At 34.7% G+C, this 20,251-nt stretch carries 11 protein-coding genes, 2 tRNA genes, 3 rRNA genes and 1 pseudogene; 7 read left to right on the top strand and 10 right to left on the bottom strand.

Annotated features, from left to right (window positions below; genetic code table 11):
• Positions 1-15 precede the first annotated feature (15 nt).
• Genes leuC through ilvA form a run of 3 tightly spaced genes read left to right on the top strand, consistent with a single transcriptional unit; the run spans position 16 to position 3,259 of the window.
• Positions 16-1,386: a 3-isopropylmalate dehydratase large subunit gene (leuC, locus tag BJG89_RS04960; protein WP_096808832.1), complete on the top strand. Its 1,371-nt coding sequence runs from the start codon at positions 16-18 to the stop codon at positions 1,384-1,386.
• 1 nt (position 1,387) lies between these two features.
• On the top strand, positions 1,388-1,963 hold the full coding sequence (gene leuD, locus BJG89_RS04955) for a 3-isopropylmalate dehydratase small subunit (RefSeq protein ID WP_096808831.1): 576 nt from the start codon (positions 1,388-1,390) through the stop codon (positions 1,961-1,963).
• Positions 1,964-1,990: 27 nt separating this feature from the next.
• The gene (ilvA, locus tag BJG89_RS04950) at positions 1,991-3,259 is read left to right on the top strand and encodes a threonine ammonia-lyase IlvA (RefSeq protein ID WP_096808830.1); all 1,269 of its coding nucleotides are present in this window, start codon (positions 1,991-1,993) and stop codon (positions 3,257-3,259) included.
• A gap of 471 nt (positions 3,260-3,730) precedes the next feature.
• Here ilvA and rrf read toward each other — a convergent pair.
• From rrf to BJG89_RS04920, 6 genes and pseudogenes are all read right to left on the bottom strand, one after another.
• Positions 3,731-3,845, bottom strand: a 5S ribosomal RNA gene (gene rrf, locus BJG89_RS04945).
• A 78-nt stretch (positions 3,846-3,923) separates the two neighbouring features.
• Positions 3,924-6,844, bottom strand: a 23S ribosomal RNA gene (locus BJG89_RS04940).
• 283 nt (positions 6,845-7,127) lie between these two features.
• A 16S ribosomal RNA gene (locus BJG89_RS04935) occupies positions 7,128-8,680 on the bottom strand.
• Together the 16S, 23S and 5S rRNA genes with 2 tRNA genes alongside form the textbook arrangement of a ribosomal RNA operon.
• Positions 8,681-8,825: 145 nt before the next feature.
• Positions 8,826-8,899 (bottom strand) — tRNA-Gly (locus BJG89_RS04930).
• Positions 8,900-8,931: 32 nt separating this feature from the next.
• Positions 8,932-9,014 (bottom strand) — tRNA-Leu (locus BJG89_RS04925).
• 340 nt (positions 9,015-9,354) lie between these two features.
• Positions 9,355-9,630: pseudogene (locus tag BJG89_RS04920) on the bottom strand (zinc ribbon domain-containing protein); the annotation flags it as partial.
• Positions 9,631-9,862: 232 nt separating this feature from the next.
• Here BJG89_RS04920 and BJG89_RS04915 point away from each other — a divergent pair.
• Genes BJG89_RS04915 through BJG89_RS04900 form a run of 4 tightly spaced genes read left to right on the top strand, consistent with a single transcriptional unit; the run spans position 9,863 to position 15,578 of the window.
• A complete protein-coding gene (locus BJG89_RS04915; RefSeq protein ID WP_096808829.1) occupies positions 9,863-10,936 on the top strand; it encodes a hypothetical protein in 1,074 nt (357 codons plus the stop codon).
• An 11-nt stretch (positions 10,937-10,947) separates the two neighbouring features.
• Positions 10,948-13,290, top strand: coding sequence for a helix-turn-helix domain-containing protein (locus tag BJG89_RS04910; RefSeq protein WP_096808828.1), 2,343 nt, complete (start codon positions 10,948-10,950; stop codon positions 13,288-13,290).
• Between the two features lie 5 nt (positions 13,291-13,295).
• Positions 13,296-14,975 (top strand): site-specific integrase, encoded by a 1,680-nt coding sequence (locus BJG89_RS04905; RefSeq protein ID WP_096808827.1) that lies wholly within the window; start codon positions 13,296-13,298, stop codon positions 14,973-14,975.
• 18 nt (positions 14,976-14,993) lie between these two features.
• A complete protein-coding gene (locus BJG89_RS04900; RefSeq protein ID WP_096808826.1) occupies positions 14,994-15,578 on the top strand; it encodes a hypothetical protein in 585 nt (194 codons plus the stop codon).
• 184 nt (positions 15,579-15,762) lie between these two features.
• Here BJG89_RS04900 and BJG89_RS04895 read toward each other — a convergent pair whose 3' ends face one another.
• From BJG89_RS04895 to BJG89_RS04880, 4 genes are all read right to left on the bottom strand, one after another.
• Positions 15,763-16,698: an SAVED domain-containing protein gene (locus BJG89_RS04895; RefSeq protein WP_157772538.1), complete on the bottom strand. Its 936-nt coding sequence runs from the start codon at positions 16,696-16,698 to the stop codon at positions 15,763-15,765.
• A 199-nt stretch (positions 16,699-16,897) separates the two neighbouring features.
• Positions 16,898-17,341: a Mov34/MPN/PAD-1 family protein gene (locus BJG89_RS04890; RefSeq protein ID WP_157772537.1), complete on the bottom strand. Its 444-nt coding sequence runs from the start codon at positions 17,339-17,341 to the stop codon at positions 16,898-16,900.
• Between the two features lie 48 nt (positions 17,342-17,389).
• Entirely contained in the window at positions 17,390-19,177 is a 1,788-nt protein-coding gene (locus BJG89_RS04885) for a ThiF family adenylyltransferase (protein ID WP_096808823.1), read from the bottom strand.
• A complete protein-coding gene (locus tag BJG89_RS04880) occupies positions 19,174-20,223 on the bottom strand; it encodes a nucleotidyltransferase domain-containing protein (RefSeq protein WP_096808822.1) in 1,050 nt (349 codons plus the stop codon). The genes BJG89_RS04885 and BJG89_RS04880 overlap by 4 nt, the downstream gene beginning before the upstream one ends.
• Positions 20,224-20,251 lie beyond the last annotated feature (28 nt).

The following is a 20,251-nucleotide window of genomic DNA, read 5'->3' as shown; positions in this document are numbered from 1 at the left end:
AGGAGGAGATGTCATATGGGTAAAACACTATTTGATAAAGTTTGGAACAAGCATGTCTTAACTGGTAAAGAAGGTGACCCACAATTATTATATATAGATTTGCATCTTATACATGAAGTCACATCTCCTCAAGCATTTGAAGGACTAAGACTACAAAATAGAAAACTTCGTAGACCAGATTTAACATATGCGACATTAGATCATAACGTACCGACAGTAGATATTTTTAACATTAAAGATGAAATAGCGAATAAACAAATCACAACACTTCAAAAAAACGCTACAGAATTTGACGTTCATATATTTGATATGGGATCTGACAAACAAGGCATCGTGCATATGGTTGGTCCTGAAACTGGACTTACACAACCTGGCAAAACGATTGTATGTGGTGATTCTCATACAGCTACACACGGTGCTTTCGGTGCAATCGCTTTTGGTATTGGTACAAGTGAAGTTGAACACGTCTTTGCCACACAAACGTTATGGCAAACCAAACCAAAAAATCTTAAAATCGATGTTACAGGTCAATTACCTACAGGTGTATATGCTAAAGACATTATCTTATATCTGATTAATCAATATGGTGTAGATTTCGGTACGGGGTATGCCCTTGAATTCTCTGGCGAAACAATCAGTAGTTTGTCAATGGAAGCTAGAATGACCATTTGTAATATGGCAATTGAAGCTGGAGCCAAATACGGCATGATGGCCCCTGATGAAACAACATTTGAATATGTTCAAGGGCGCCCTTACGCAACAAATTATAAATACGCAGTTGATGAATGGCGTGAGCTGTATACAGATAAAGACGCAGAATTTGATAAAGTTATTCAACTTGATGTGTCAGATTTAGAGCCGCAAGTAACTTGGGGGACAAGCCCTGAAATGGGTGTGAGTTTTAATACACCCTTCCCAGAAATTGAAGATGTGAATGATGAACGTGCTTATAACTATATGGGATTAGAACCAGGCCAAAAAGCAGAAGATATTGAATTAGGTTATGTATTCTTAGGTTCATGTACGAATGCTCGACTATCTGACCTTATTGAAGCAAGCCATATTGTAGAAGGAAATCAAGTGCATCCTAATATCACTGCAATTGTTGTGCCAGGATCTAGAACCGTAAAAATAGAAGCTGAAAAATTAGGTCTTGATAAAGTATTTAAAAATGCTGGTTTTGAATGGAGAGAACCAGGTTGCTCCATGTGCCTAGGAATGAATCCAGACCAAGTACCAGATGGGGTTCACTGCGCTTCAACAAGTAACCGTAATTTTGAGGGACGCCAAGGTAAAGGTGCACGAACACACTTAGTCTCCCCTGCCATGGCTGCTGCGGCAGCAATTAACGGTAGATTTGTAGACGTTAGAAAGGTGGTTGTATAATATGGATATTCAACCTATTACAACTTATACAGGAAAAGTTGTGCCATTATTTCACGATAATATTGACACTGACCAAATTATCCCCAAAGTACACTTGAAACGTATTTCAAAATCAGGATTTGGGCCCTTTGCTTTTGATGAATGGCGTTATTTAGCAGACGGATCAGACAATCCAGAGTTCAACCCAAATAAACCTGAATACAAAGACGCTTCTATTTTGGTGACAGGTGATAATTTTGGATGTGGATCAAGTCGTGAACATGCAGCTTGGGCCATTAAAGATTACGGTTTTGATATTATTATTGCCGGTAGTTATAGCGATATTTTTTATATGAACTGTACTAAAAACGCTATGCTGCCTATTGTTTTAGATGAAAACGAAAGAGAATATATAGTAGAAACAGGAGAAGTCACTGTTGATTTGCCTAATCAAACAGTGACTGCAGGAAACAAACAATTTCATTTTGACATTGATGAAACCTGGAAAAACAAGCTTATTAACGGACTTGATGATATTGCAGTAACACTTCAATATGAAGATCAAATTCAAGCATACGAAACAGCAAAAACATTTTAACGAAACTTAAATAAAGGTGTGAAATTTATGACTGTAAAAACAACTGTTTCTTCCAAAGATATCGATGAAGCTTTCTTACAATTAAAAGATGTTGTTAAAGAAACACCCTTACAAAAGGATCATTACTTATCACTTAAATATGATTGTAACGTCTATTTAAAAAGAGAAGACTTACAATGGGTTAGGTCCTTTAAACTGAGAGGTGCTTATAACGCAATTATAGCGTTAAATGAAAATGATAGACAAAATGGTATTACATGTGCCAGTGCAGGTAATCACGCACAAGGTGTTGCATATACAGCTAACAAATTAAATTTAAAAGCAGTTATTTTTATGCCTGTAACGACCCCACTTCAAAAAATTAACCAAGTAAAATTTTTTGGAGGCCGTAATGCAGAAGTTGTCCTAACAGGAGATACTTTTGATGATTGCTTGAAAGAAGCACTTACGTATACTGAGAACCATAAAATGAATTTCATTGACCCCTTTAACAACATTTATACAATTGCTGGGCAAGGCACATTAGCAAAAGAAATCATTGAACAATCTGCTGAAGATGATATACAATTTGATTATTTATTCTCAGCAATTGGCGGTGGTGGTTTAATTTCAGGTGTAGGTATTTATTTTAAAGCACATTCACCACAAACTTCTATCATCGGTGTAGAGCCTGCTGGGGCTAGCAGTATGTATGCTTCAGTAGTACTACAAAATCAAATTGTAACTTTACCTGATATTGATAAATTTGTAGACGGTGCGTCAGTAGCAAAAGTAGGCGAAATCACTTATGATATCGCTAAAAATGTAGTAGATGATTACGTTCAAGTGCATGAAGGTGCTGTATGTTCAACTATATTGGACATGTATTCTAAACAAGCGATTATTGCTGAACCTGCAGGCGCATTGAGTGTGACAGCACTAGAACAATACCGTTCAGAAATTAAAGGTAAGACAGTTGTTTGCGTTGTGAGCGGTGGCAATAATGATATTAATCGTATGAAAGAAATTGAAGAACGCTCGTTGTTATTTGAAGAAATGAAACACTATTTCATTCTTAACTTTCCACAACGCCCTGGCGCTTTAAGAGAATTTGTCAATGAAGTCCTTGGACCGAAAGATGATATTACCAAATTTGAATACCTTAAAAAGAGCTCACAAAATACAGGAACAGTTATCATCGGTATCCAATTAAATAATCATCAAGATTTAGATAACCTCAAATCAAATGTAGATCAATTTGATCCTTCAAATATCTATATCAATGAAAATAAAATGCTTTATTCACTACTTATTTAATATTCGACAACGTCCCTCTTCTCCGTTTACGGAGTTAGTGGGACTTATACATGAGCTGAGGGCTCATGTATTCCTTTAGTTCGCCAGCTTCAAACGCTTTCTCATAACAATCGTTTTTCAGTGCTTCACACTGGTAGTTAAGCTCCTTTTGGGCAAAAAAAGAGACCTTTCAGTCTCGGCTCATCGCATCCTATATGCTTGCCTGGCAACGTCCTACTCTTGCGGAACGTAAGTCGGCTACCATCAGCGCTAAGAAGCTTTCTTGCCATGAGGCAAGCGCTCGCATCTTTCCTCACTTGCACGCTTTCCTTACTCACTTACCACTTGTAAGCTCGTTTCGTCTTTCGCTTAGTTCGTCAGCTTCAAACGCTTTCTCATGACAATTGTTTTTCAGTGCCTCACACTGGTAGTTAAGTCCTTTTGGCAAAAAAAAGAGACCTTCGGTCTCGGCTCATCGCATCCTATATGCTTGCCTGGCAACGTCCTACTCTTGCGGAACGTAAGTCCGACTACCATCGGCGCTAAGGAGCTTAACTTCTGTGTTCGGCATGGGAACAGGTGTGACCTCCTTGCTATAGTCACCAGACAAGTTGATGTATAAATCATTATACATTCAAAACTAGATAGTAAGTAAATTTTAGTTCTACAAACAAAACATTTAAATTTGATTAAGTCTTCGATCGATTAGTATTCGTCAGCTCCACATATCGCTATGCTTCCACCTCGAACCTATTAACCTCATCATCTTTGAGGGATCTTATAACCGAAGTTGGGAAATCTCATCTTGAGGGGGGCTTCATGCTTAGATGCTTTCAGCACTTATCCCGTCCATACATAGCTACCCAGCGATGCCGTTGGCACGACAACTGGTACACCAGAGGTATGTCCATCCCGGTCCTCTCGTACTAAGGACAGCTCCTCTCAAATTTCCTACGCCCACGACGGATAGGGACCGAACTGTCTCACGACGTTCTGAACCCAGCTCGCGTACCGCTTTAATGGGCGAACAGCCCAACCCTTGGGACCGACTACAGCCCCAGGATGCGATGAGCCGACATCGAGGTGCCAAACCTCCCCGTCGATGTGAACTCTTGGGGGAGATAAGCCTGTTATCCCCGGGGTAGCTTTTATCCGTTGAGCGATGGCCCTTCCATGCGGAACCACCGGATCACTAAGTCCGTCTTTCGACCCTGCTCGACTTGTAAGTCTCGCAGTCAAGCTTCCTTGTGCCTTTACACTCTATGAATGATTTCCAACCATTCTGAGGAAACCTTTGAGCGCCTCCGTTACTCTTTAGGAGGCGACCGCCCCAGTCAAACTGTCCATCTGACACTGTCTCCCACCATGATAAATGGTGCGGGTTAGAAATCCAATACAGCGAGGGTAGTATCCCACCAGCGCCTCCACGTAAGCTAGCGCTCACGTATCTAAGGCTCCTACCTATCCTGTACAAGCTGTACCGAATTTCAATATCAGACTACAGTAAAGCTCCACGGGGTCTTTCCGTCCTGTCGCGGGTAACCTGCATCTTCACAGGTACTATGATTTCACCGAGTCTCTCGTTGAGACAGTGCCCAAATCGTTACGCCTTTCGTGCGGGTCGGAACTTACCCGACAAGGAATTTCGCTACCTTAGGACCGTTATAGTTACGGCCGCCGTTTACTGGGGCTTCGATTCGTAGCTTCGCAGAAGCTAACCACTCCTCTTAACCTTCCAGCACCGGGCAGGCGTCAGCCCCTATACATCACCTTACGGTTTAGCAGAGACCTGTGTTTTTGATAAACAGTCGCTTGGGCCTATTCACTGCGGCTCTCCTGGGCGTTAACCCTAAAGAGCACCCCTTCTCCCGAAGTTACGGGGTCATTTTGCCGAGTTCCTTAACGAGAGTTCGCTCGCTCACCTTAGAATTCTCATCTTGACTACCTGTGTCGGTTTGCGGTACGGGCACCATAAATCTAGCTAGAGGCTTTTCTCGGCAGTGTGAAATCAACGACTCGAGGAAACAATTTCCTCTCCCCATCACAGCTTGATCTTAAGAGTGCCGGATTTGCCTAACACTCAGTCTTACTGCTTGGACGTACAATCCAATCGTACGCTTCGCCTATCCTACTGCGTCCCCCCATCGCTTAAAACGAATTATGGTGGTACAGGAATATCAACCTGTTATCCATCGCCTACGCCTATCGGCCTCAGCTTAGGACCCGACTAACCCAGAGCGGACGAGCCTTCCTCTGGAAACCTTAGTCAATCGGTGGACGGGATTCTCACCCGTCTTTCGCTACTCACACCGGCATTCTCACTTCTAAGCGCTCCACATGTCCTTGCGATCATGCTTCAACGCCCTTAGAACGCTCTCCTACCATTGTCCTACGGACAATCCACAGCTTCGGTAATATGTTTAGCCCCGGTACATTTTCGGCGCAGTGTCACTCGACTAGTGAGCTATTACGCACTCTTTAAATGATGGCTGCTTCTAAGCCAACATACTAGTTGTCTGGGCAACGCCACATCCTTTTCCACTTAACATATATTTTGGGACCTTAGCTGGTGGTCTGGGCTGTTTCCCTTTCGAGCACGGACCTTATCACCCGCGTTCTGACTCCCAAGTTAAATTGATTGGCATTCGGAGTTTGTCTGAATTCGGTAACCCGAGAAGGGCCCCTCGTCCAAACAGTGCTCTACCTCCAATAATCATCACTTGAGGCTAGCCCTAAAGCTATTTCGGAGAGAACCAGCTATCTCCAGGTTCGATTGGAATTTCTCCGCTACCCTCAACTCATCCGCTCACTTTTCAACGTAAGTCGGTTCGGTCCTCCATTCAGTGTTACCTGAACTTCAACCTGGTCAAGGGTAGATCACCTGGTTTCGGGTCTACGACCAAATACTCAACGCCCTATTCAGACTCGCTTTCGCTACGGCTCCACATTCACTGCTTAACCTTGCATCAAATCGTAACTCGCCGGTTCATTCTACAAAAGGCACGCCATCACCCATTAACGGGCTCTGACTACTTGTAAGCACACGGTTTCAAGTTCTATTTCACTCCCCTTCCGGGGTACTTTTCACCTTTCCCTCACGGTACTGGTTCACTATCGGTCACTAGAGAGTATTTAGCCTTGGGAGATGGTCCTCCCGGATTCCGACGGAATTTCTCGTGTTCCGTCGTACTCAGGATCCACTCAAGAGAGAACAGATTTTCGACTACAGGATTATTACCTTCTTTGATTCATCTTTCCAGATGATTCGTCTAATCTATTCCTTTGTAACTCCGTATAGAGCGTCCTACAACCCCAACAAGCAAGCTCGTTGGTTTGGGCTATTCCCGTTTCGCTCGCCGCTACTCAGGGAATCGAATTTTCTTTCTCTTCCTGCGGGTACTAAGATGTTTCAGTTCTCCGCGTCTACCTTCGATACGCTATGTATTTACGCATCGATAATACGACATAACTCGTATTGGGTTCCCCCATTCGGAAATCTTTGGATCACAGCTTACTTACAGCTCCCCAAAGCATATCGTCGTTAGTAACGTCCTTCATCGGCTTCTAGTGCCAAGGCATTCACCGTGTGCCCTTAATAACTTAATCTATTTGCTTTCCAACTCGACAACCGTCGGTTGAAAACCCAAAATGTTATTAATCTGTGAGTGTTCTTTCGAACACTAGCGATTATTTCTTTTTGAATTCAAGCTTATTTAAAACTCTTATTCACTCGGTTTTGCTTGGTAAAATCATAAATTTTACTTACTTATCTAGTTTTCAATGTACAAATAATAAAAGAATACTCCAATGAGCATTCAAAACTGAATACAATATGTCAATGTTATTCCTTGTTCATCTTCTAAAGAAGATGTTCCGAATATATCCTTAGAAAGGAGGTGATCCAGCCGCACCTTCCGATACGGCTACCTTGTTACGACTTCACCCCAATCATTTGTCCCACCTTCGACGGCTAGCTCCATAAATGGTTACTCCACCGGCTTCGGGTGTTACAGACTCTCGTGGTGTGACGGGCGGTGTGTACAAGACCCGGGAACGTATTCACCGTAGCATGCTGATCTACGATTACTAGCGATTCCAGCTTCATGTAGTCGAGTTGCAGACTACAATCCGAACTGAGAACAACTTTATGGGATTTGCATGACCTCGCGGTTTAGCTGCCCTTTGTATTGTCCATTGTAGCACGTGTGTAGCCCAAATCATAAGGGGCATGATGATTTGACGTCATCCCCACCTTCCTCCGGTTTGTCACCGGCAGTCAACTTAGAGTGCCCAACTTAATGCTGGCAACTAAGCTTAAGGGTTGCGCTCGTTGCGGGACTTAACCCAACATCTCACGACACGAGCTGACGACAACCATGCACCACCTGTCACTTTGTCCCCCGAAGGGGAAGACTCTATCTCTAGAGTTGTCAAAGGATGTCAAGATTTGGTAAGGTTCTTCGCGTTGCTTCGAATTAAACCACATGCTCCACCGCTTGTGCGGGTCCCCGTCAATTCCTTTGAGTTTCAACCTTGCGGTCGTACTCCCCAGGCGGAGTGCTTAATGCGTTAGCTGCAGCACTAAGGGGCGGAAACCCCCTAACACTTAGCACTCATCGTTTACGGCGTGGACTACCAGGGTATCTAATCCTGTTTGATCCCCACGCTTTCGCACATCAGCGTCAGTTACAGACCAGAAAGTCGCCTTCGCCACTGGTGTTCCTCCATATCTCTGCGCATTTCACCGCTACACATGGAATTCCACTTTCCTCTTCTGCACTCAAGTTTCCCAGTTTCCAATGACCCTCCACGGTTGAGCCGTGGGCTTTCACATCAGACTTAAGAAACCGCCTACGCGCGCTTTACGCCCAATAATTCCGGATAACGCTTGCCACCTACGTATTACCGCGGCTGCTGGCACGTAGTTAGCCGTGGCTTTCTGATTAGGTACCGTCAAGACGTGCACAGTTACTTACACATTTGTTCTTCCCTAATAACAGAGTTTTACGATCCGAAGACCTTCATCACTCACGCGGCGTTGCTCCGTCAGGCTTTCGCCCATTGCGGAAGATTCCCTACTGCTGCCTCCCGTAGGAGTCTGGACCGTGTCTCAGTTCCAGTGTGGCCGATCACCCTCTCAGGTCGGCTACGTATCGTTGCCTTGGTAAGCCATTACCCCACCAACTAGCTAATACGGCGCGGGTCCATCTACAAGTGATAGCAAAACCATCTTTCACTTTAGAACCATGCGGTTCTAAATATTATCCGGCATTAGCCCCGGTTTCCCGGAGTTATTCCAGTCTTATAGGTAGGTTACCCACGTGTTACTCACCCGTCCGCCGCTAACGTCAAAGGAGCAAGCTCCTTATCTGTTCGCTCGACTTGCATGTATTAGGCACGCCGCCAGCGTTCATCCTGAGCCAGGATCAAACTCTCCATAAAAAATTATGATGTTTGATTAGCTCATAAAATACTAATTTGTGTTATCAATAACACATTGTTTTGATTCAACATTTAATGTTGAATTCGGAATTAACGTTGACATATTGCAATTCAGTTTTCAATGTTCATTTTAAATATTTCCTATTGGAGCGGGTGATGGGAATCGAACCCACAACATCAGCTTGGAAGGCTGAGGTTTTGCCATTAAACTACACCCGCTTATTTTATTAGAATCAGATAATGTATTTTGATGCGGCCGAGAGGACTTGAACCTCCACGGGATAAATCCCACTAGGCCCTCAACCTAGCGCGTCTGCCATTCCGCCACGGCCGCTCGGTTGACACTACGATGTTTAGTTCATCAAGATAACGTATTTAATTGTAATATGTTTGAAATGTTTTGTCAATAACTTTTTAAAATTTCTTTTACAAAGTTAACAACTGAAGTGTTTGTTTACGTATGATTTTCTCAACGTTTTATATCTTATAATATAAACTACATATCGTCAATGCGTTCGCATAATAAAAAAGAGTAAAAATAATCATTTAAAGTTTTTATTTATATATATACACAAATTTCATATAAATATTACTTTGGTATTCGGGTAAAGCTCTGAATTTTATTAAAAATTAAGTGAAAAGTGAAAAAAGAAAGCTGAATTCATGAAATACAATCAGCTTTCTTTTTTCATTTGAAATGCGTAATTAACGGAATTTTTTTCTACTAATTTCCCCTTACACTGTCCACAAACCATTTTTTCAGTATTAACTTTTCTTATCCTATTAAATTTTAAATTACAATTAGAACATACATACGTATATCTAACTCGATCTTCGTAATTTTCTATAGCGGAGCAAAATCTTGGCGCTCCAGTTTGTGTGCTTAATATTTTAAAGTCTTTATCTTTGTGTTTATACCCTTTTCCTTGTAGATGAAGATGGTAATGACATTTATATGACATGTTTTGGTTTTAATACTAATTTGGTTTTTACTAATATATTAATCACTCTTTTTCATAGTATTAATTAATGTAGTTTGATACAATTTTTTTATTCAAGTAATTTCTTTATAAGGAGAGGTTTATAATAAAATTTAGATTTGGTCTTAGATCTTCTATTACTACTTTAAGAACAAAGCAAGTAATAAAACAATGTCATATTGTTATCATTAACGACACAAACTTGTATAAAGTACACCCTGTTTCTAATTACTTATATGAAAAAAAAGATACTAAATATAATACATTGAAAAGTAAAGGACAAATAGTAGTTAAATTTCTGAATTGGTTCTGTAAAAACTGTTTTATTTTTAAAGAACCAGAAGCAAGATTATCCCATCTTAATATTGATAAAATAGAATTTTATATTAACTCTTTAGTTTCGGAAGGAAAATCAAAATCCACTATATTAAACAATCAACTTACACTCAAAGAATTTATGAGATTTCTTATAGAAAATGAAATAATTATAAACAAAGAAACTATTCAAAGTTATTATGAAAGACTTAATAATAAACATAACTCTTTCTTTCAGTTATATAAAAAAACTAGCTCTAAACAAATAGAATTAGTCCACGAATTAAATATAAACTATATAATCAGTTTTATTAGGTTAGCAATAACACACACAAATCCGATAGCATTAGGTGTATATCTTCAATTTTTTGGCGGACTTAGAAGAGGCGATTGTGTAAACCTAACCACAAGTAGCATAAAACCAAAAGGAGCGTTTGGTGAATTTGGGTTAGAACTTGATATTAAAGAAAGAAATTTGAGACCTGACTTAAAGAATTTTGATGGTACAGATGGGGTAAAAAAACCAAGAACACAAGTAGTATTTGCTAACAGATTACTTCCTTCAATTTTTGAGCAGCACTTGAAAACATACGAAGATATATCTGGAGAAACTGCTTTATTTGTAGATAAAAATGCTTTGCCTATGAGTGGTCGTACTTATCAGCAACAATTCAATAAATTAAAAAAAATCTTCATAAAAAAGTTGTTACATAGTAATAACATAGAAGTTAGCAGTTATGGTCTATATTTAAATAATAGAAGATGGAGTACTCATATTGGAAGAGGTACTTTTTCTAATTGGATTGCAGAAAGCACCGGTAACCCTTTAGATGTGGCAATTGCACGAGGCGATAGTAATATTGAATCTTCTTTAATTTATCTAGAGCAAAGTAATACTTTCTTGAACGGAGTTAATGATGTTTTAAATAAAATGTATGAAAATGCTTGGAAATATAATTAAGGAGGTTACACATGATATGGTCAAAACAAGAACTTAATTTAAAAATAAATGAACTGAAAACTAGAAGGAAACCCTTAAGCACTAAAGAAGTTAGTGAATTGCTAGGTATATCAACAAAAACAGCAATTAAGTACTTAAACTCCAACAATATGATTAACCTTACTAAGAAAAAAAATAAATATTACTGGGATTGTAAAGATATTTTAAATTATATAACAAAAGATGAAAACTATCATTATTTGTTGAAAGATTCACCTGAATATGTGAGTTCTAAAGAATTAAAAGAACAGTTTGGTTCTATATTAACTAATAGTCAAATTCGACATATCCTAGAGAAAAATAAAGATGGCAGAATTTCAATGTTATGTTTGGTTAATAAGATTAAATATCATAGACATAAAATAGAAGAGGAAATTTCTTATGTTAAACCAATAAATAATGAAAGAACTTATACAACATTAAATGGCGCAACATTATCCTTAAAAAATGTGATGAATAATGAAGACTATATTTTATACACGAAAATAATTGAAGAGATAGGTTGCCCTAAATGGTATGTTAAACACCTTATTAAATATAATCAACTACCTAATTCAACTGATTTCTCAACGGCAGAAACTTCAAACTCTCATACCTATGTCCACATCAAAGACTATCCCACTTTACTAAATTTCCACAAAAAAAAGATAGTGTTTGGAGATAGAAATTCTTTTTCTGACTTTAATGAAGAAAAAGAACCTATTGACCGTTTTGACAATATGCTAAAAAATTATAGTTTCAAAGACACTTTTCCAACTACCCATAACCTCTATTATGATTTCGTTACTGATTATATTGTAAATACAAAAACATTATATGTATACAATTATGTTACAAGTTTGTCTAGAACATACATGCATATTAAACCCTTGTTAACAAAAGAGATACATCTATATAGCAATAAAGAACTTAAAATACTATTTTTAAATGGATCATTACGCAGAAAGTATAAAGAAGTATTAAGAAAATTTTTGAAGTTTATAAAAATCCAACAAAAAACCAATTACTCTACTGTACCTATCGTTAGAACCAGGTTTAAGGAAAAAAATAAAACTGAAATATATTCTAGATCAGAATTTTATAATATGTATCAACAAGTAAACAACATAAATAGACACCTTGAAAAAGCTATTAATAGTGAAACCTATTGTCAAGACTGGTTTATACTAATAATGATGTTTAGTAATGCATGGAGGTTGCCAGACATAGTTAAAATCCCAAGTCCAAACCTTAATATAATCAATATTGAAAATTTAAATTTTAATTGGTTTAAGACAAATATATTGTCTTCCGAAGATAGTATAAAGTTAATTAACTACTTACAAAAGCATAACCATTTCATCATAAATAAAACTAATGCTTTAAATGAGCTATTTGTTCCAACCGATATGACCATAGTATTTGCAACGGCAATATCGTTATTAGAGTTATTTAGAAAAGAAAGAAAATATAATACGCACACTCTATTACCTAATTATATAAAGCCCTCAAAAGACGCAAACTATTTTAATTACATGTTTAAAGGTAATGTACCTTCATTTTCTTTTAAAAAAATCACTAAATCTTTATTAACATATAGTTATATAACGGCGAGAAATATAGATAAACATGCAGGCGCAGCTAATGCTATTTCAACAAGATTACGCGGTCACAAAAACATTGATACTATTCAACAATATGTATTACCTACAGGTAACGATTTTGATGATATCTTCAGACATTTATATCGAAGAGGACACTTTGGTTATTTATATTCTTTAATAGTAGATTTGTCTATAAAACAAGGTACAAAGGAATTGAGTTTAGAAGAAAAAACTGAATCAATTGAAGAACTTATCAAAATATTTTCACCAGAAGATATAGAGAATGCTAGCGCTTTTTACTTAGAACAAAGAAAAAAATTACTAAGTGTTTCACAACAAGTTATTCAACTTTCAAAAGAAGAACTAGACCAAAAACTAATAGGAATTCATAACGGTAATATGCCTTCTTATCAATTAGAAGGTCAATGCTTCATTAGCGGTGAATGTAATCAACCTGGGCGTAACTGTAATTCTTGTAAATACTTAATTCCTAAAGTTTCGTTTTTATTAAGTGCAAGTAATGAAATTAACGATTTAATTGATGCTTTAAGAAATACTAATAACCAAAATTATAATAAACGTATAAAATTGACATATCTCATTTTAAATTTACTAGGAGTTTTAAATCAATCAGTTAAATCTTTTGGCAAAGACTATGCCAATGAATATCTCAACTTCGATGATTTAAAAATGAAGTTGTCTTCAGTACAAACTAAAATGTTGGAGGGATAATAATCTTGGATGAGATTCATATATTTGATAATCATACTCTTCATATTGAAAAAAATGAAAAATTTTCAAAAAAAATGATTGACAATTATAGACAGCGTTTTGAATTCTATAAAAGAAAAGGAATTATTGAAGGATGTCAGTATGATGATAGAAGTTGGTTCTTATGGACTCTAAAAACAAAAGGTACTAGATTAAGGATATCGTATAATTTAGATATGTTTTATAACGTCAATGATGCTCTTAAATGTTATACTCTTTTCTTAATGGATAACGGTCTTACAACTAGAACTATTGTTGGTAAATTAAAAATTATTAAAGAATCTATTTTTAAAACAAACTTTTATAGTGAAGAGAAAATAGAGGAATTTTATGAATATGTTATATTAAAAATCCCTGAATCCTCTAAGTATAATCACATCACTTATAATTTAGAATTTTTTAATTTTTTTCCACCTAAACATGGTAAAAAATTTATTTCTCGTTTAATGAATAGTGATATTAAACCTTATCAATCAAAAACCAAAGCTCTGCCACCTTTTGAAGATATTTTAGTTTTTAGTAACGAACTATATAATTTTTTCACAAATGCAGAAAGTTCTTCTACACTAAAAGAGAAATATCTCCCCTTATTCATTTGGTGGCAATTAACTATGTTTATACCAATGCGACCAAATGAATTTGTTCAATTGCAAAAGAATGATTTAAAAAAAGTAAATGATAAATATTATTTGACAATTAAAAGAAGTAAAGCAAAGTACCCAAAACATATCTTACCCAAAACAGAATTCCATATTTCAGAGGATATTGGAAATTTAATAAAATCTTACATTAATTTAAGTGAACATTGCTACACTACTGATGTATCAAAAGAAGAAAATTCTTATTTATTTCCTATTTTTATGCGAGCGAGATACTACACTAAACATAATAAAAAAGTTTCTAAAGTAATTTCGCATGGCAAAAATACTCATATCACCACTGATATGTTCAACTCATTAATAAAATCCTTTTATAAAGAAATAATTTTATCTAATGACATTGAACAGCTAACCCCAAATTCGACTCGCCATTTAGCAATATGTAACATGAGAATGCAAAATATAGATCCTCTGACTATTAGTCGTATGGCAGGACACGCTAGTTTATACACACAGAACCACTATGCAAATCATTTAGAAACTTTTATAGAGAGTAAAGTGAAATTATTAAGTGAACAGATAAAAAATAAACAAATGAAAATCACTGATTTTTATACAAAAGAAGAAGTTGAAAATCTACCCGTTGTTCAAAAAATTAAGACCGAAAGTATTTTAAATAGAACAGATAGAAATAATTTACGGCAAATCGATAATGGATATTGCACAGACAACGAATTCCCTAATAATTGTGTGCCAAATTGCTTACTATGCCCATTTTTTTTATTGGATATAAAAAACAGAGATAATACGTTGCAATTACTTGAAGAGACTTCAGCATATCTTAATAAGCAATATAAAGATTTACTAGAAACATATCATATTGTTTTCCAAAAATTAATGAATAATGTAAATAAAGATTTAGAAGATTGTAATATACCTATTAATTTAAATGAAAAAGTAAATAACGTAACAAAATCTATCAATAAAACAATAGAAAACATGGCAAGGACAGAGGCACTGATCATACAAGTATCAGAAAAAAATTAGAGAAATGAGGATATTAAAGTGGTACGACCTCAAAAATATACTGACGAAAATTTGCTAGAATTATTAAGACAAACTCGTAGCGAACTAACTAAAGATTTATCACCATACCTATTAGAAAAACATACTGGGGTATCTAAAACAGTATGGCAAAAACGAATGATAAAAGAGATAAATATGTTAAATCAAACTTTCAATACTCCTTACAATAATTCTAGGAACATTAATCCCATTCCTTTAGACAACGTATTAGCTATTTATGAAAAATACAGAAATAACGAAAAAATTCTTTTAACAAAATTAAAATCGTATGACATATTTGTAAATAACATTTTAAAATTAGCATCAAAAGTGAACCTACTTGAGTCAACGTTAAAACAAAAAGAAAATACATCGCAGGATATAATACAACAATTAGAAAAAAAAGTAGTTGTTCTAAAAAAGGAACGTGACCATTTTGAAAAAGTTTATCTAGAGACTATCGGACAAAGCAGCTTTAGAGAGCAATATAGAACAAAAGAAACCAAAGAACCTCTTTCTCTAAATTGGAAAGAAAATAAGAAGTTAGTTGACTTCATTGGTAAGAACGAAGATTTATTTGATTAATGTGAAAATGTAATGTTACTTGGAAAATCAGCAAATTAAAACCAGTCTTTTTTTAAAATTATATTTATAAAATAGGCTGGTTTTTTTATTATATTGTATTGATATTACAAAAATAGAGTTTTCAGCAGATTCAACTTAAACAATAAATATTAAAAAAGTAAAATTCATTTAATTTTATTATTTGTTATTTTTCAAGGAAAATTAACTTTTCATTACTTAAATTTATGCCCCAATCGAAAGAATTATTATTATAATTATAAATTATAATTTCTGGATGATAATGATTTATCACTCTTCCCAGACTAAAACTTAACGAAACTGGTGAAGTAGAGAATAAATGAATCTTGCTTACTCCTCTTCTTTTAAGTTCATCAAGCATCTCTACAAAATATTTTTGGTAAAGGTCTACTTGCGCATAATTATTAATCTTCCAACGGTCTGGTTGATTAATTTCTAATGTAAATATTTGTTCAACTTTTGCTGCTTTTTGTATATCTTCTTTTGAAATAGTAAACGATTGTTGTATTTTTAAAGCAACTTCCTCATCACATTTTTCTTTTGGCAATTCATAAGATATATTCATTTTTGTGTTAAATCTTCTTTTAAGTTCATAAAAACCCTGTTCTAAACATTCAGAATCTCTTCCTTGATATTCATATAAATTCACCTCGTCTGTATCTTGAAAATGTTTGCCGTTTAAAAAGGCCAAAGGCACGTGAGGAAAACCAACATATACTAATGAATTATAATTTTTACTATATTTAATAGCTTTTTTCATTTTCTTTTTTTGTTTTTTTATTACCTTTTGAAGATTTTTCTTACTTACTGAACCATCTTCATTAAAAAAGTTAAAAAAATTACTCTTAATGTGAAGATACCCTTGTTCTGAATATTTATCTTTTACGTTTTTTATATTTCCTTCTTTTTTTGTAAATATAGAATATACAACATATCTTTTTTTCATAAATGGAATATAATTATAAAACTTTTGTAACAAGAGTGATTTTTTATATGCTAAAATAATAGTGAAAAAAAGCATTAACAATACTATAATTGAAGGAAATATATTATTTTTTACTAAAGTTATTAGAGTAATTATATCTTCTAATTTAATAACCATCCCATCCTTTTTCAACTGATATTTTTTTTGTTAACTCCCCAAATCTAATAATAAGATTATCAATCTATGATGAATAAAAAGTATTTAAAATCAGCTTTAAATTCATCATATTATTTAATTTTTTCTAATTTGTACATATTTAACAAATATATTTCATAATAAAATGATAATTTTTGACTTGCCCTTACTACATTTTCAATTATTTTCTTTCTCTATCTAAAAGAACTATTTTATGGTTACTTTTATTTATACTCCACACTTTTAGCTCTATTGTTCCTAAAATGATAAAAAACAAATACTCATTTTCAAATCCGAAATTGCTAATACGGTGCCAATTACGTTTGTCAGTAAAGGAGGGGCTAGGAATTCTTTCAGGATGGGTATGCCATTCACCAAGATAAAAGTATCTTCTGTCATTTTTATGAAATAAATAATTATAATACTCTTGATGGCCTTGTGATTTTCTACTAAAACGATGTCTAGTACGTTTATCCTGTGCCATGGGGGTCGTTACATTATCGATAACATAATTACCAGTTTCTATTAGTATCTGGCCAACTAAAATGCCGCCTGCCTCCTTATCTTTTTTTTTCAATTGTTTATAAGCGTTAAATTTTTTTAATACATTATCTTTTATTAGCAATTTTTTGCCACAAGGCAAATAATATAAGTGATTTTTTTTGATATATAGTCATCCTTTCCCACTACATATTGGACATTTTTCATCTTTATAGAGAAGTCTAGAATTATATAACTTTTGACTATCTAACGAAAATCTATAAGACGTTTCAAAGCCTTCTGATTTTAATTGTTTAGCATCTCCTTTCCAAGATAGTAAGGGATTATCTTGTAGTTCTCCATTTAACAATTTCATAGTGTTTTCAACAGTTAATAGCGCTGTTTTTTCGCTATCAATAAAACTGTAGGGAACATATAAAGAACCACAACCGGTAAGATCCTTTGAAAAGTCTTGACCGGGTTTTGCAAATGAAGAACGATTATGAATAGGTTTATCGTCTATTGGCTTAAACAAGCATTGATAACAACCAGTGCTTTCCTGATTCAAAGTAATTAATACATGTCCGCCTATTCCGAGAGGCTCATTCCAAGCAAAAATTGTTGGAGGCGGTTGTTTTAGTGAGTGCATCTTTTCGTTAATATCCATTTCTTGATTTGCAGAGCCAATTGCAACAACCACTATATCAATATTTTTCAAATCTAATGACCCATTTTTCAATACATCGTTAATGTCTTGTGGAATAGGAGTTACCTTAGTAAAAGGGTATTTGATTTCAATTTCATTTTTAAGCGCAATTACTTTTGGTACGTTTTTCAATTGTTTTTTTTTATTTTTTTTATATACTTGATTATTTCCCAAAGCGTGCCTATATACATTTTCCAATTCCAAAACATCATTATCAATAAGTGTGAGATGTTGAACACCAGATTTAGCAAATCTAACAGCTATTTCACTCCCAACAGATCCCACTCCTATAACTGCAATGTGCTTATTAATGAGTTTTGTATTACCATTTGTGCGATTTAGCAAATACTTAGGATGCCATCTTTCCAAAGCTAAAGGAATTAATTCTAAATTATTAGGTTTTTGTATTAAAGGATGTAAATAACTATAATTCGTCCCTTCCATAAAATAAGCAAATAATGCAGTATTTCCATTAGAAAGAGCGAGACTAAAAATAACAAATTCCTTTCCATATCGAATGCTTTTATCTTTTTTCTTTATTATTTTTTGAAACTTTTGTCTAGCTCCCTTACTGAGATTATTTTTAAATATATTTTTAACATGTGAATAATCCCATTCTTTAGATTCTGTTGGAGGTAATATAGAACTATCTTTTAATGGAATATAAACACATCTATATTTTCTCTGTTGATTTATATCAAAATGAAAGATTGTTTTAATAATTTCGTTAACATTTTTCAAACCTTTTTCACTTGCTATTAATAGAGGATTATTTTCCTTTCCCATCCATAAATCGATTTCGCGGATATTTCTATTGTCAGTATCAATTGCGGCATGTAATTTTCCTTTTGCTATATGCCGCCAATAAGCTTCAAATTCAGATTTGAAATCACTTGTATTTTCACCATTGAGTCCTGCTTCTATTAAATCAACCACCTTTTCAACACAATTAAGAAAAAGTGACACAGGGTAACGTTTATCTATAACAATAGCATTCGAATTAGTAAAGCACAGAAAACCATCTTTTTCTTTGTGAGGAATTGTGCCAAAAGCATTATCTAGATCAAAAAAAAGTGGCAGGCTACTTGGATAACTATCTTTAAATCCTACGAAAATGTTAGCTCTCTCTCCGTTAATCTTTATAATCATTTTAACTAATTTCTTACTTCCTCTGTATTTCTCTTTATCGACTTCCCAAACTTCTATTATTTCTTTTATTATATCTTGTTCATGTAAAATTAATTCATCTTTAAAATCGGTGAGATTAAATGTCATTTATACCACTCTTTAGCCGACTCAGAGCTTGGGATAACAGCTTGACGAGTTGCACGTTTACCTTTATCTGGTTTTGGTGGCACAGGAAAGTCTTTTCCAAATTGTGATTGAAGTATTATAGCTGCATCTCTTAAATCAAACTTTTCTTTTGCTTCTTCCAATTTTTCTAGTAAGACTTCAAGCTTGCTCTTGAAGTCTTCCATCTGTTTATCCGACATCTTATCAAGCAAATCAGGATACGGTTCCACTGGTAATTCTATCTTTAACCTTTCTGTTGTTATATGTTTTCCATATTCATCTCTAGTAGGTTTATTATAAAATTCAGTGATTATTTTCTGCACTAAAGAAATCAATGCTTCAAGATCATTATAAGTACGTTCTTTACTAAATAGATCTTCTTCTTTTTTAGCTTCAAACCACATATACGCACAAGAAGTCAAAGCAATACCAGTTGGCTTTGCATTATTATCTTGTAAAAACTTTTGATCTTTCCATCTTTTTAAATACCTAATAATACGTCTGAATTGCTTTCGATCATCTTCATCAGAAAGGTGTTCTCTAATTTCTTTTATTAACTTTTTGGGATTAGATTCCTCCCAGTATTTATTTTCTTTTTCACTTGTGCTTTTACCTTTTGCCAAATAAACTTTTCCATCACTGTTTTCAGCTGCGTAAACTGTTATATCCACATGATACCCATCAACATATGTAACTGTAATACAAGGCTTTTTCATTTTTACATTGTTTGTGTGGCCTTCCACAGCATTCATAATCCATTGCTTTACATCTACAGGATTAACGTCTTCTTTGGACATTTCAAAATAAAGTCCTACATCTATATCATAATCTTTTTTTAGTGGTTTAATTCCAGTTTTCATTGCATAAGAGCCTTGATTAAAAATAGTAAAGCTTTTAGAAGATTCATTTGGAAGATTTTTTTTAATCACGTCAATAATAATATCTCTTTTTTCTTTTAAAATTTTGTTCTCTTCTGATAAACGTATATTATCGTGGAACTCCTTGAATTGAGTGTTACATAAAGCCATTATAAATTCCTCCTTTTTAATAACTTTG

It is taken from the genome of Staphylococcus nepalensis, assembly GCF_002442935.1.
GTDB lineage: Bacteria > Bacillota > Bacilli > Staphylococcales > Staphylococcaceae > Staphylococcus > Staphylococcus nepalensis.
The sequence above is the reverse complement of the archived record's forward strand: the minus strand, read 5'-3'. Positions and strand labels throughout refer to the sequence as shown.